The organism is Acinetobacter sp. GFQ9D191M (assembly GCF_011174875.1).
Classification (GTDB): Bacteria; Pseudomonadota; Gammaproteobacteria; order Pseudomonadales; family Moraxellaceae; genus Acinetobacter.
The window spans coordinates 31,118-43,871 of record NZ_JAALGV010000017.1 but is presented as its reverse complement, the minus strand read 5'-3'; the positions used below and the strand labels follow the sequence as shown (position 1 = coordinate 43,871).

The following is a 12,754-nucleotide window of genomic DNA, read 5'->3' as shown; positions in this document are numbered from 1 at the left end:
GGAAAAATCTATGAATAGAAATGACCTTTGACTCGAAGGTCAATGTGCATTTCTGCACTTGTAATTGATATAAAACGATTACTCATGCAGAACTTTATAAATCATCCGGGCCATCACAGAACCCAGACCTGGTACGAGTTGCAGGTCTTTTTCTGAAGCTTTAAGCACACCCTGAATCCCGCCAAAATGGGTTAATAAATCACGACGACGCTTCGGTCCTAATCCTGGGATCACTTCCAATACGGATGAACCCCGTTTTTTATCGCGTTTGGCCCGATGGCGGGTAATGGCAAAACGGTGAGCTTCGTCACGTACCTGCTGGATCAGATGCAAGGCCTTATGATCTTCTGGAAGCTGAATCTTGCTGCCATCGGTAAAATGCAGGGTTTCCAGACCCGGCTTACGCCCTTCGCCTTTAGACACACCAACCATAAAGGCATCCAGTCCAAGTTCCTGCATGACTTCCATCGCCATATGCAATTGCCCTTTACCACCGTCAATCAGCAGCAAATCTGGCAACATGGCTTTTTTATAACGACGGGTTAAGGCCTGACGCATCGCGGCATAGTCATCACCCGCCTGAATATCATTGATAGAAAACTGGCGATAATCACGTTTGCGCGCACCTCCACTGTCAAAGACTACACAGGAGGCAACCGTATCTTCACCCATGGTATGCGAGATATCGAAACACTCAATCCGATCTACCGGCCGTCCCACGACTTCCTCTAACTGATGGAAACGTTCATTCAACTCAAAATGATTGGCCAGCTTGCCCTGAATAGCATGTTGTACATTCATTTGCGCCAGTTCCAGCCATTCAGCACGGGTTTCCCGGACTTTCGACTTGATCTGAATCTTCTTATCAAAATGTTGAGAAAGTGCGGCTTCAAGTTCCTTCCGATCTGGCATTTCAATATTCACGATCAGTTCAGATGGAATTTCATCGGCGACCTGGAAATAGAAATTGGCAATAAAATCCGAGAGCATTTGCCCCAGATCATCACTCAGCATATCCGGGAAATAGCCTTTACCGCCGAGCATTTTGCCATTACGCACATGCATGATCTGCACACAAGTCACGCCTGCCTGGTAGGCAATTGCCAGAATATCTGCCTCACCTTTGACTTTATAAATCGCCTGCTGTGCCTGTACATCACGCAGTAACGCCATCCGGTCACGATAAAATACCGCCTTTTCAAATTCCAGATTTTCTGCAGCTGCTTCCATCTTGGCAATCAGTTCCTGATTCAGCTCTTTGGTATCACCTTGCAGGAAGCGAATCGAATTATTGACATCTTCCTGATAATCCTCAGGCGAAATCAGACCCACACAAGGGCCGGAACAGCGCTTGATCTGATATTGCAAACAAGGTCGAGTACGATTGGCAAAGAAACCATTTTCACAGGAACGTACATTGAATAATTTTTGCAGAATAACCAAAGTATCGCGTGCATTGTAAGCACTCGGATAAGGTCCAAAAAACTTGCCAACCTGATGTTTGCCCTTGCCACGACCGCTGGCAATCCGCGGATAAGGCTTGTCTGCCGAAACAAAAATATAGACATAGGATTTGTCATCACGCAGCATGATGTTATACGGTGGACGATGCAGCTTGATCAGGTTTTGCTCTAGCAATAAAGCTTCAGTTTCTGAACGCACCACCAAGGTTTGAATGTCGTAAATCCGTGCCACCAAAGCTTGAGTCTTGGGATGATCAAGGGTTTTGACAAAATAACTGGACACCCGATTTTTCAGATTTTTGGCTTTTCCCACATATAAGAGTTCGCCATCTTTGCCATACATCCGGTAGACCCCGGGTAAGGTGGTCATATTGGCCAAGATTTTTTCAATATGAGGGCGTGCGTTCTCGTTCACCTAAAACCTATTTTTTACCTGCAATATGCAGATATATGTGATGTTTAATGTGTCATTTTCAAGCGATGACACAAAATTCACCCGAACTGTCATCGAAAGTGAAACAGGTTATGCCCAGACCGCCGTATTTATAAGCAACTCAATATGGTCTGATTGCTAAAAGCTATAAGTCGCCTGAACTAACTTTGCTATGCTCGACAGGTTCAATCTCGAGATGATCCAAGATGACAAGTTCCCAATCCGGTATTCATGTTGTGCAACCTGCCACCTCTAGCCATAGCCAGTCTGAGCGTGACCGTTTAATTGGGAAACCGCGTTTTCATTTTGAACCTCTGGCTGTGATGCAGTTGCTACGGGAACGGATCATCGGTCAGGATGCCGCCTTAAATGAAATTGAAAAAATGCTGCATGTGGTCAAGGCTGACTTTTCCAGTCCTGAACGTCCGCTTTCGGTTACCTTAATGCTTGGCCCGACCGGTGTCGGCAAAACCGAGACCGTGCGTCTGATTGCCGAAGCAATTTATGGCCGTCCTGATGCTTTCTGCCGGATTGATATGAATACTTTGGCGCAGGAACATTATGCAGCTGCCCTGACTGGCGCGCCTCCGGGTTATGTGGGCTCTAAAGAAGGCCATAGCCTGTTTGATGAAACCGCTATTGCCGGAAGCCATACCCGTCCCGGCATCATGCTGTTTGATGAACTGGAAAAAGCCAGTACTGAAGTGATTCGTGGTCTGATGAATGTACTGGATACTGGTCGACTGACGTTGACTGCTGGTACCAAAACCATCGATTTTCGTAATTGCATGATTTTTATGACCAGTAATATCGGCGCACAGGCCTCACAGCAATATCTGGAAAAACTCAGTTATCTGCCGCAGAAAATGCAGCAACTATGTCTGAAAAAAGTACCGACCCAGCAGATCATTGAAAAAGTCATGCAGCGCAAGTTCGATCCTGAATTTTTAAACCGGATTGACCGTACCTTGCACTATCAAGCTGTCCAAAATGATGCCCTGCCACGACTGGTTGAGATTGAGCTGGATAAATTAAATCAACGTCTGCAACATCAGAAACGACAGATTCACCTCACTGATGCAGCCAAGACCCATTTTTATCAGGGTCATGACATCCGTTATGGCGCCCGTCATCTGGGCCGAAAAATACGGACTGAACTGGAACCGATCTTAGCGCTTTATTTCCTGAACCATCCAGAACAACTGCAACTCCATCTGGACTGCATTAATGGTCAATTGCTAGTTCAGCCTCAAGCCTCCGATTCCAATTAAACTGTTTGATGTGCTTGAATCGCCTGAATCAATGCATCCGGGTCTTTAGGTGAAATCAGGACATACTTTTGTTGATCTGCCAGCATATAGCTAACTTTTAAACGCTTGAAAGACAAAGCAGGTGCAATTTCTGAGTGATCTGTAGGCTGGATATTCTGAATCGAACCAAGCGGAATTTGCCAGGTCAGCCACAAGCTTTTGATAATCAACTGCCCATCCTGCACGATATAACGGGTACTCCAAACCGGCCACCAGACCAAGAGGATTGTAAGTATATAGACTGCGGTATGCACCGGATATTGAGCCATCGTCCCTTTGGCCTGCATGGTCAGTAATAATTGCAATAACAAACCGCTCATACAGATCAAAAATGCCAGCAGCCACCAGTCTTTTTTGGAACGAAATACACGCATCATCTTCCCCCTATTTTGTTTTATCTTACACAAAATCAGAATGATGTGGTGAATCTCTGCAAGTAATAAAAAACGCCCATGTGGGCGCTTTATTTTTTATGTTGCAGCTTAGGCAAACAGATAAGGACGAATAAAGATCAGGAAGAAAATACCCAGCATCAGGAACCATTTCAGGAAATAGTACAGCTGGCGGTTCTGTGCTTTTAAAGCTTTGGCTTTTACCCGGAGTTGATAGACATAACCAAAGACTTTGTTTAAGCCACCAGTCTGATCCCCAACCTCATTCGGTGAACTAGCTGCTGTCATCACTTTTTTACCAAACCAGTGATTGAAGCGTTCCATCCAGCGGGTTTTTAAAGGTCGCTCGACATCAGCAAAGAAAATGATCCGGTTCTGGTCAGTCTTGTTTTCGGCATAATGAATATAGGTTTCATCAAATACCACGCTCTCGCCGTCGCGCCAGGAATAACGCTGACCATCGACATCGATAAAGCAGCGGTCATCATTCGGGGTCATTAAGCCCAAGTGATAACGCAATGAACCGGCATAAGGGTCACGATGACGGACCAAACGGCTATCGGGTGCCAGCTCGGTAAACATGGCCGCTTTAATGGTAGGCAAAGTTTTGAGCAAGGCGGTAGTTTTTGGGCAGAGTTCTGCTGCAGAGGGATGCGCCGAGTCATACCATTTTAAATAGAAGCGTTTCCAGCCAGTCTTAAAAAATGAGTTAAACCCCAGGTCATCATATTTGCTCGAAGCCTTGATCCCGCCTTTCTGATAGAGTGCCTGTGCTTCGTCACGAATCATTTCCCAGTTTTCATCCAGCACTTTTAGGTCTTTAAAATGCTGCGTATCGATATAAGGCTGATTCGGTACGCGTGAAAAGGCGTACATCAGAAAATTGATCGGTGCAAACAGGGTCGAATGGTCAAAAAACTGGCGATAAAAAGAATGCCGAACTGTGCCACGTCGCTGAATATATAACGCTGAGATGACAAAGATGGCCAAAATAATCCACTTAAGCATATCAATACCCAAAAAATCCTAGCCCTAAAAAAGAACGGGGAAAAATAAAAAAGTCACATCTGGGCCGCATTATAACAAAGCTGCTTTTGCTCTCCCTACCCGCTTGTAGAACACAGCGTTGCATACATTTTCTTACATCCGTATCGAATAATTTGAATCTCAATTGACTATTTTGACCAAAACACCACACAGCAAACATTCCCTATCTGGTCAATTTACGTTATAAAAACAGCGCGACAGCAATAAAAAAGTGAAATTGAAACAATAACTTCATTACACTGCGATAACGGTTCACTGTATTCCGGACATGACAACACCTTGATTGAGCGATGAAAATTGATGACCCTTGCGTCACGGCTTGATACAACTTGTGTTGTTCTTTTTGGATATAGTTATCGTAAGATTAGCGAAGTAAAAAAGTGCGCGGGAAATGCGCGCTTGCTTCACAACATCAACTTAGAAGTCCTCCAAAATAAAGGAGATCAGGGCATGATCCACGCTGGCAATGCCATTACCGTCCAAATGCTTGAGGACGGAATTGCAGAATTCCGCTTTGACTTACAAGGTGAGTCGGTTAACAAATTCAACCGTGCAACGATTGAAGATTTCAAGGCTGCGATTGACGCAGTTTCCGCTGCTGACATTCAGGGTTTAATCGTGACTTCAGGCAAGTCTACATTTATTGTAGGTGCTGACATTACTGAATTCGGCGATAACTTTGCTCAAGGCGAACAGGCAATTGTTGACTGGGCACTACCAGTTCATGAAATTTTTAACAGCTTCGAAGACCTGGACATTCCTAAAGTTGCCGCGATTAACGGTATGGCACTAGGTGGCGGTTTCGAGATGTGCTTAGTCTGTGACTACCGTGTGATGTCAGAACAGGCGCAAGTCGGCCTGCCTGAAATCAAACTTGGTATCTTCCCTGGTTTCGGTGGTACGGTTCGTTTAAGCCGTCTGATCGGTATCGACAATGCAGTTGAATGGATGGCCATGGCTACTCCGAAAAAACCGGCTGCTGCACTGAAAGATGGTGCTGTTGATGCGGTTGTGGCTGCAGACAAACTGAAAGATGCTGCGATTGACCTGTTGAAACAGGCGATCCATGGCCGTTTAGACTGGCAGGCAAAACGCCAGGAAAAACTGGATCCAATCAAGCTGAACATGCTTGAGCAAATGATGGCGTTCAATACGGCGAAAGGTGCGGTTCTTGCAAAAGCAAACCCTGCTCAATACCCGGCGCCAAAACTATTGCTTGATTCTCTTCAGGCAGGTGCAAGCTTACACCGTGATGAAGCGTTAAAAGTTGAAGCTCAAGGCTTTGCGAAAGCTGCGGTAACTCCACAAGCAGGTGCGTTAATCGGTCTGTTCCTGAACGACCAGGTTGTGAAGAAAACTTCTAAGAAATATGAACAAGGTGCACATCCAGTGAACCAGGCTGCCGTTCTAGGCGCAGGGATCATGGGTGGTGGTATTGCTTACCAGGCGGCAAGCAAAGGCACTCCAATCATCATGAAAGACATCGGTAACCAGCAACTTGCACTGGGTATGTCTGAAGCAAACAAACTGCTGACCAAGCAGGTTGAACGCAAGAAGATGAAGCCGGCGCAAATGGGTGAAACCCTTGCTCGCATCCGTCCTACTTTAAGCTATGACGAGTTTAAAGAAGTCGACATCGTGATCGAAGCAGTAACTGAAAACCCGAAAGTGAAAGGCATCGTACTGAAAGAAACTGAATCTAAAGTACGTGAAAACACAATTATTGCGTCGAACACGTCTACGATTTCAATCACGCGTCTGGCTGAAAATCTGGAACGTCCTGAAAACTTCGTCGGTATGCACTTCTTTAACCCGGTACACATGATGCCACTGGTAGAAGTGATTCGTGGTGAGAAGACTTCTGCTGAAGCGATTGCAACGACTGTTGTTCTTGCTCAGAAAATGGGTAAAACACCAATCGTAGTGAATGACTGCCCGGGCTTCCTGGTAAACCGCGTACTGTTCCCTTACTTCGGTGCATTTGACCTGTTACTGAAAGATGGTGCTGACTTCCAGCAAATCGACAAAGTGATGGAAAAATTCGGCTGGCCTATGGGCCCTGCTTACCTGATGGACGTGGTCGGTATCGATACTGGCGTTCACGGTGCAGAAGTGATGGCTGAAGGCTTCCCGGATCGTATGAAACCTGATTTCAAAGGTTCAATCCAAGTGATGTACGAAAACAACCGTCTGGGTCAAAAGAATGATGTTGGTTTCTACAAATACGAACTTGACCGTAAAGGCAAAAAAGCCAAAGTGGTTGATCCAACTGCATACGAGCTTGTGGCATCTGTTGCAACTGCTGAAAAACGTGAATTTGATCCTCAAGAGATCATTGACCGTATGATGCTGGCTTTCTGTAACGAAACTGTTCGTTGCCTGGAAGACAACATTGTTGCAACTCCGGCTGAAGCAGATATGGCGATGATCATGGGTGTAGGCTTCCCTCCATTCCGTGGTGGTCCATGCCGTTATATCGACCAAACTGGTGTAGCTGAGTATGTTGCACTTTGCGACAAATACGCGCACTTAGGTAAGGCTTATGAAGCGCCGCAATCATTGCGCGACATGGCTGCTAACAACAAAAAATTCTACGGTTAAGGAGTGACGTGAATGGCTACTTTAAATCCACGTGACGTTGTGATTGTTGATGGCGTACGTACTGCCATGGGCAAATCGAAAAACGGTATGTTCCGCAATGTACGTGCCGACAGCATGTCAGCTGAACTTATCCGTGCGTTGATGATTCGTAACGAATTCGACCCGAATGAAGTCGAAGATGTGATCTGGGGCTGTGTGAACCAGACTCTGGAACAAGGTATGAACATTGCGCGTAACATCGCATTGTTAGCTGACCTTCCTAAGACTGTTGCAGGTCAAACGGTTAACCGTCTGTGTGGTTCTTCTATGCAGGCAATCCACACTGCGGCTGCACAGATTGCGACTAACCAGGGTGATATCTTCATCATCGGTGGTGTAGAGCATATGGGCCACGTAGGTATGATGCACGGCATCGACCTGAACCCTGCTGCATCTAAGCACTACGCAAAAGCATCAAATATGATGGGCCTGACGGCTGAAATGCTAGGTCGCATGAACGGCATTACTCGTGAAGAACAGGATGCGTTTGGTGTGGAATCTCACCGCCGTGCCTGGGCTGCAACTGAAAATGGTCTGTTCCAGAACGAGATCGTAGGCATTGAAGGTCATAATGCTGACGGTTATAAAGTTCTGTGCGATATCGATGAAGTGATCCGTCCGGATGCCAACACCGAAACTTTCCGTGCTTTACGTCCAGTATTTGACCCTAAAGGCGGGACAGTGACTGCTGCGACTTCTTCAGCATTGTCTGACGGTGCATCTGCAATGCTGTTAATGTCTGCTGAACGTGCTCAAGCGCTTGGTTTGAAACCACGTGCTGTGATTCGCTCTATGGCGGTTGCAGGTTGTGACGCTGCGATCATGGGTTATGGCCCTGTTCCAGCAACTCAAAAAGCATTGAAACGTGCTGGTCTGACCATTGAAGATATGCAAACTGTTGAGTTAAACGAAGCTTTTGCTGCACAAGGTCTGTCTGTTCTTAAAGGCTTAGGCATTTATGACAAGCAAGACATCGTGAACCATAACGGTGGCGCGATTGCGTTGGGTCACCCGCTTGGTTGTTCTGGCGCGCGTATCACGACGACATTGCTAAACGTAATGGAGCAACAAGATACGCAAATCGGTCTTGCGACGATGTGTATCGGCCTAGGTCAAGGTATTGCAACAGTGATCGAACGTGTTTAATTCTTAAATAATTCGAGACAGAAAACCCCGCTTATTGCGGGGTTTCTTTATTGCGAACTATCATTCAAAGTTTTGTAAAATACACATAGCCTTATTTATGATAAAGTTGAATATTAAATATAAATTTAAAATAATTATGAAAAAATATTTAGCATTTACAGTTCTGAGTCTAAGCTTGGTAGGATGTGCCAGCACACCAAAAGCACCACAATCTGATTACTTTGCAAGAATTCAAAAAGAATTTAAAACCCAACCTGTGGCTATCTTGACAGATGCCTGCCTACTACGTAAAGAACTTGGTGACAGTCATATTTTACTGGATCAATCTAATCGTACTGCCGAAGCAATATCTCAATCATTGGTAAAACAGTTAAACCAGAATGCGGTTCAAGTGACCAAAACCTTCCAGCCAACACATTGCGGTTTCTTTGAAAAGCGTACCATTCAGACTTATAAAAAACGTAATACTTTAGAGTCGCAACCTGAATATTTAGGCACTTATCCTGTTTTGGCAGCCAACCAACCTGCAATTACTGATCTGGATGGTGCAAGTATCCAACTGCTGCTTCAAAAGAGTTTTAAAGCCAGCCATGGGCGTTATGCGTTAAGCAATAACTATCAACCTGTAGATATTGATATTACAGATCGCCTAACTGACCATCTCAAGCCTGTGTTAGGCACATCTAAGGTTCTGGTCATCCAGGTCTTAGGACAACAGCCTTCTTTAGGAAAACGGATTGGTAATATTGCCGGCACAGCTGCTTTCGCAGTTTTAACAATGGGTGTAGTTGTAGCAGATGATCCAGTACCTACGGAAGGCCAATACTATGTACTTTCTTATGTTGATTTGGATAAGAAACAAATTTTATGGTCTAAGCATCAAAAATTCGATGGAAAACTTTATCAGACCGGCCCAGTTAGCGTAACGACACCAAATATGCTAAAACCTTTGGGTCTTTAAAATAGAAATAAATAAAAAACCCTGTTTAATAACAGGTTTTTTTATTTTAAAAGAATGTTATCCCTTTGTAAATTTAGTTGAATATTCAACCAATAAAAACTTATCCATCAGCCACTTATATTTGACAGGCGTATCATAACCCCACATTTCTCTCCTTTATTTATGGGGTTATGCATGAAAATGCTTAAAACACTTCTAGCAACTGCAATCGTTGCAACTTCAGCTTCTGCTATGGCTTCTGCAACAGTTTCTCCTGTTGCTGCAATGAAAGAACAAGCAAAAACTGTTGCCGCTCAAACTGCTCAACAAGCAACTGCGCCTGCACAAGCAAAAGTAGCGACTGCGACTGTTAAAGCACAAGACTCTGCTGCCAAAGCTACTGCTGAGAAACAAGCGGCTGTCGCTAAAGTAGAAGCAACTCAACAACAAGCTGCTCAAACTAAAGAAGCAGCAAAAACTGAAGCGGCTCAAAAAGTAGAAGCTGCAAAAGCTGCACCTGCAGATATGAAAAAAGTAGCGGATTCTAAAGTAGAAGCCGTGAAAACTGATGCAGCTGTAAAAACTGCTGAAGTAAAAGAAGCAACTGTAGCAAAAGCTGAAGAAGTAAAAGCAGCACCTGCCGAAGCAGCTGTAAAAGCCGAGAAAAAAGGGTGGTTCTCTTGGTTTAAAAAATCTGCTTAAGATATTTTAAATCCATAAAAAAAGATGTCCGAGTGACATCTTTTTTTTGTTTTTTGGCTCTTTCAGATTTAAAGTCAAAAATATAAAGACCTATAAATCTCTTATTAGACCTTTCGGGCTAGCATAGTCGCAAAATGCTGCTTGATCCGGTTGCCCTGCTCATCTACTCGGTGTAATTCACCGACATTTTCATTATATTTCACCAGATTCCAGCCTTCATAATAGGCACTAAGCTGTCCCGGCTTAAAACTAAACGGAAAGTCTGGCTGTACCGGAATATCATCGGTATCCATCGCACAGACAATCAGGTTATAACCGCCCGGCACTGTCGCCTGCTGCATCTGTGCAATAAGTGGTGGAATGGTATCGGCCTGCAGGAACATCATCACCACTGTACAGCAAATGAAGTCATATTGACCCTGAATACTGGGGTCAAGATTTAAATCCCGTTGCTGAACCTGAATATTCCCGATTTCTTCATTCTGAATGATCTGTCTTAAGGTCTGTAGACTATTTTCATTCACATCCCAGGCGTCGACTTCAAAACTGTTCTGACTCAAATACAACGAATTGCGGCCTGAACCACAACCGACATCCAGCACACGACCACCCTTTAAATACGGCATAGCTGCCAGAATTTCCGAATGGGTCGGGCTTAGCTGATATTTCTTGTTAAAGTAATCCTCAGGTTTGCAGTAAAAACGCAGCTGACATTCTGCATCTTCACTGGCAGAAATAATCTTATGCCATGCCTGTGGCTCAATGAACGGTGGTTGCTGCTCTGGCGTAAATACATGTTCAGACTGTATATGACCTGACGGATCCAGCATGGCAAAATGCAGCTCACCTTTGAGCACAGTCAGCTTTGCCCAAGTGCCTGCTTTGGTATTGTGTGGCTGCTTGAACCCTTGTGGGATAGCTTGCTGCGTCCAGACCGGAAATTCTTTATAACATTTCAATTGTTGCATAAAAGATTGTGCTCCCTCTTCTCGCTTTCCGTCTGCAAGCATGCTTCTGGATATTCATTTTTCTCAAGCATAGCTGGTTCTATTACAGATGAGAACTGGTACATCTTTGATGTAAGCAATGCAGCAGGACTAATCGATCTAGCAAGAAAACATCATACAATTTAGGGCATAAGAAGCCATAATATCTTTATGCTTAGAGTTTATTCTCCGCCTCTTTAAGTGCCTGCTGTTCCACTTGAGTCATTTGCTGGTTGAGCTGCACTATTTCCTGATACAGCTTATTGAATTGCTTTAAGGGTGCATCTTCATAGAACATAAAGGTCTGGTTTTTCTTTTCCCATTTATTGTTTTTCAGCACCAGAAATAACTGGTCTGCTTTGGCCAGACTCTGTTTTTCAATTTCAAAAATTGCATGGGCATTATCCTGCTGCTGATTGGCTTTCAGATTATCTGCCAGTTGCTGACGATAACGGTTTTTAATGTCCAGCTGTTTCACCTGCTCTAACTGCTGGGTTGCCCGCTGTTGAATTGTCTGTTCATAACCATCGACAATTTCATGCACGCGCTTCAGCATGGCTTCAGTTTCTTTATAGTCTTGAGCCTGATCTTTGGCTAAACGGTCAATGTCCAGAAAACGATCCCAGTTCGCTGCTTTGAGGTCACGTAAATACTGATTACGAGCCTCGGCACGATCACGCATCTGACCCAGAATAAATTGGGCCATCACGGCATAATCCCCATCCAGACGATCATCTTCCAGATCAATCTGAATCGGTTTAGACCAATCCTGTGCCTGTTGCAAAATAGATCCGGTTTTTTCTTCCAGTACCGTTTCATATTCCTGCAAATCGGCCTGCTGTTTTTGCTCTACAGAATTTTGATAAAATAACCAGATCAAAATTGCCAGTACCACTCCAGCGATAATCATAAAAACACGGGGCATCTACACGCTCCAGGTCTGTCATCCAGATCTTATTGATTTTTTACACTATGCTTATTTTTCCAGCATAATTCAAGACATAGAGCTTTTCACATTTGTGAACGTGCTTTCTCAATACTGAAAAAATGAATCCAGTAAAAAGCCTGAAGAAAGGAAATAAGTTTTCAGACTTCCTTTCTTCATGACGTGATCTAGCTATGGCAGAACTGAATGGCCTGATCAGCCTGGCCCATCGGATTGTGTGCTAGCGTGAACCAAAAGGCAGACTGAGCTCAAGCCGATTCGGATCAAACTGTTCCCGGACGATCTGGACATTGGTTGCATTCCGGTCAATACCGAAAGGTTGCAAAATCACATAGATTCCGTTTCTTGGATCTGAGGACTGCAAGCCTTGCGCTACTGCCAGTACATATTCCCGGAACACAGTAGGCAGACTGTCCAGATCTGGATTAGGCGCTGCTGCCCCCATGTCAATATTTGCAACGACATCACCATCGACACTATAAGCCTGGATATCGCGTTCAATTTTCATCAGGCGCATCTGCAAAGCCTTACGCTGGCTGGCACCTTCCTGATAAGGCGTTATTTCCGTCACAGCACGCATTTCAGGCTCTGCCATGACAGTTAAGGTGGGAAGTACCGTTGCTTCAGAATGAGCAGGAGCTGCATGACTCAGTACAGGGAGAGTAAAAGCAGTACAGGTCAGCATCAGGCCCAAGCTTTGAATGGATTTTAGGAGATTCATCTTATTACCCCTCGGTTGGAAAAGGGAA

General features: G+C 44.7%; 11 protein-coding genes. 5 read left to right on the top strand and 6 right to left on the bottom strand.

What is annotated here, in order from left to right; all coding sequences use genetic code 11:
- Positions 1-78: 78 nt before the first annotated feature.
- Positions 79-1,878 carry an excinuclease ABC subunit UvrC gene (uvrC, locus tag G5T77_RS03275; RefSeq protein ID WP_166136811.1) on the bottom strand — a complete coding sequence of 600 codons (1,800 nt, stop codon included), beginning with the start codon at positions 1,876-1,878 and terminating at the stop codon, positions 79-81.
- 224 nt (positions 1,879-2,102) lie between these two features.
- On the opposite strand from uvrC, the gene G5T77_RS03270 reads away from it, so the two are divergent.
- On the top strand, positions 2,103-3,167 hold the full coding sequence (locus G5T77_RS03270; RefSeq protein ID WP_166136814.1) for an AAA family ATPase: 1,065 nt from the start codon (positions 2,103-2,105) through the stop codon (positions 3,165-3,167).
- Here G5T77_RS03270 and G5T77_RS03265 read toward each other — a convergent pair.
- Together G5T77_RS03265 and lpxO are read right to left on the bottom strand one after the other, a co-directional pair.
- Positions 3,164-3,580, bottom strand: a complete 417-nt coding sequence (locus tag G5T77_RS03265) for a PH domain-containing protein (RefSeq protein ID WP_159123727.1) — start codon at positions 3,578-3,580, stop codon at positions 3,164-3,166. The genes G5T77_RS03270 and G5T77_RS03265 overlap by 4 nt on opposite strands.
- A gap of 108 nt (positions 3,581-3,688) precedes the next feature.
- Positions 3,689-4,606, bottom strand: a complete 918-nt coding sequence (gene lpxO / locus G5T77_RS03260) for a lipid A hydroxylase LpxO (RefSeq protein ID WP_166136817.1) — start codon at positions 4,604-4,606, stop codon at positions 3,689-3,691.
- A 489-nt stretch (positions 4,607-5,095) separates the two neighbouring features.
- Here lpxO and fadB point away from each other — a divergent pair, with 489 nt between their 5' ends.
- From fadB to G5T77_RS03240, 4 genes are all read left to right on the top strand, one after another.
- Positions 5,096-7,246, top strand: a complete 2,151-nt coding sequence (gene fadB / locus G5T77_RS03255) for a fatty acid oxidation complex subunit alpha FadB (RefSeq protein WP_166136820.1) — start codon at positions 5,096-5,098, stop codon at positions 7,244-7,246.
- A gap of 12 nt (positions 7,247-7,258) precedes the next feature.
- The gene (fadA, locus tag G5T77_RS03250; RefSeq protein ID WP_166136823.1) at positions 7,259-8,431 is read left to right on the top strand and encodes an acetyl-CoA C-acyltransferase FadA; all 1,173 of its coding nucleotides are present in this window, start codon (positions 7,259-7,261) and stop codon (positions 8,429-8,431) included.
- Positions 8,432-8,567: 136 nt separating this feature from the next.
- The gene (locus G5T77_RS03245; protein ID WP_166136827.1) at positions 8,568-9,392 is read left to right on the top strand and encodes a hypothetical protein; all 825 of its coding nucleotides are present in this window, start codon (positions 8,568-8,570) and stop codon (positions 9,390-9,392) included.
- Positions 9,393-9,566: 174 nt separating this feature from the next.
- Complete coding sequence (locus G5T77_RS03240; RefSeq protein ID WP_159123721.1) at positions 9,567-10,073, top strand: hypothetical protein; 507 nt, start codon at positions 9,567-9,569, stop codon at positions 10,071-10,073.
- Between the two features lie 104 nt (positions 10,074-10,177).
- Here the strand turns inward: G5T77_RS03240 and tehB are convergent, their stop codons facing one another.
- The 3 genes from tehB to G5T77_RS03225 all read right to left on the bottom strand — a co-directional run bounded on the left by tehB (position 10,178) and on the right by G5T77_RS03225 (position 12,726).
- Positions 10,178-11,041, bottom strand: coding sequence for an SAM-dependent methyltransferase TehB (gene tehB / locus G5T77_RS03235; protein WP_166136830.1), 864 nt, complete (start codon positions 11,039-11,041; stop codon positions 10,178-10,180).
- 193 nt (positions 11,042-11,234) lie between these two features.
- Entirely contained in the window at positions 11,235-11,984 is a 750-nt protein-coding gene (locus G5T77_RS03230) for a hypothetical protein (RefSeq protein WP_166136833.1), read from the bottom strand.
- 241 nt (positions 11,985-12,225) lie between these two features.
- Positions 12,226-12,726 carry a hypothetical protein gene (locus G5T77_RS03225; protein WP_166136836.1) on the bottom strand — a complete coding sequence of 167 codons (501 nt, stop codon included), beginning with the start codon at positions 12,724-12,726 and terminating at the stop codon, positions 12,226-12,228.
- Positions 12,727-12,754 lie beyond the last annotated feature (28 nt).

Excerpts from the sequence above, each read along its gene's own strand:
- G5T77_RS03265 (WP_159123727.1), bottom strand. The coding sequence starts at position 3,580 with ATGCGTGTATTTCGTTCCAAAAAAGACTGGTGGCTGCTGGCATTTTTG.
- G5T77_RS03240 (WP_159123721.1), top strand. The coding sequence starts at position 9,567 with ATGAAAATGCTTAAAACACTTCTAGCAACTGCAATCGTTGCAACTTCA.
- G5T77_RS03225 (WP_166136836.1), bottom strand. The coding sequence starts at position 12,726 with ATGAATCTCCTAAAATCCATTCAAAGCTTGGGCCTGATGCTGACCTGT.
- fadA (WP_166136823.1), top strand. The coding sequence starts at position 7,259 with ATGGCTACTTTAAATCCACGTGACGTTGTGATTGTTGATGGCGTACGT.
- G5T77_RS03230 (WP_166136833.1), bottom strand. The coding sequence starts at position 11,984 with ATGCCCCGTGTTTTTATGATTATCGCTGGAGTGGTACTGGCAATTTTG.
- tehB (WP_166136830.1), bottom strand. The coding sequence starts at position 11,041 with ATGCAACAATTGAAATGTTATAAAGAATTTCCGGTCTGGACGCAGCAA.
- fadB (WP_166136820.1), top strand. The coding sequence starts at position 5,096 with ATGATCCACGCTGGCAATGCCATTACCGTCCAAATGCTTGAGGACGGA.
- G5T77_RS03270 (WP_166136814.1), top strand. The coding sequence starts at position 2,103 with ATGACAAGTTCCCAATCCGGTATTCATGTTGTGCAACCTGCCACCTCT.
- lpxO (WP_166136817.1), bottom strand. The coding sequence starts at position 4,606 with ATGCTTAAGTGGATTATTTTGGCCATCTTTGTCATCTCAGCGTTATAT.
- G5T77_RS03245 (WP_166136827.1), top strand. The coding sequence starts at position 8,568 with ATGAAAAAATATTTAGCATTTACAGTTCTGAGTCTAAGCTTGGTAGGA.